This is a genomic window from Saccharothrix sp. ST-888, assembly GCF_000955975.1.
Classification (GTDB): Bacteria; Actinomycetota; Actinomycetes; order Streptomycetales; family Streptomycetaceae; genus Kitasatospora.
In genome coordinates this window covers 1-346 of the sequence record NZ_JYJF01000633.1, presented here as the reverse complement: position 1 = coordinate 346, position 346 = coordinate 1, and the positions used below count along the sequence as shown (strand labels likewise).

1 protein-coding gene is annotated in these 346 nt (G+C 74.3%); it reads right to left on the bottom strand.

The features are described 5' to 3' along the window. The coding region (locus UK12_RS42220) for a hypothetical protein (RefSeq protein ID WP_045307091.1) at window positions 1-346 on the bottom strand (346 nt) is incomplete at both ends.

The following is a 346-nucleotide window of genomic DNA, read 5'->3' as shown; positions in this document are numbered from 1 at the left end:
GACGCGGGCTCGCGCGCCATCCCGCTGTCCGGGGCGTTCGGCGCCCGGCTCGGCCCGCCGCCCCCGCACGCGTTCTCTCCCGCCGCCAACGGCCATCTGCCGCGGCAGGACTCGGAGGAAGGCCCCGCCCCAGCCGTCCACCAGGCGCTGTAACTCGACCCGTGAGAGTACGAAACGCCTGCGCCCGGCCCCCGCCAGCCGCTCCATCCCGTGCAGGTGCCCGGCCGAGAGCCGTTCGTACTCTCCTGTGTCCAGGTCCAGCACCAGGTGGACGGCGGTGGCGAAGCCCTCCTCCCAGTCCTGCCGCAGCAGATAGCCGTTGGCGGCGGGCAGGAACTCGTGCGCG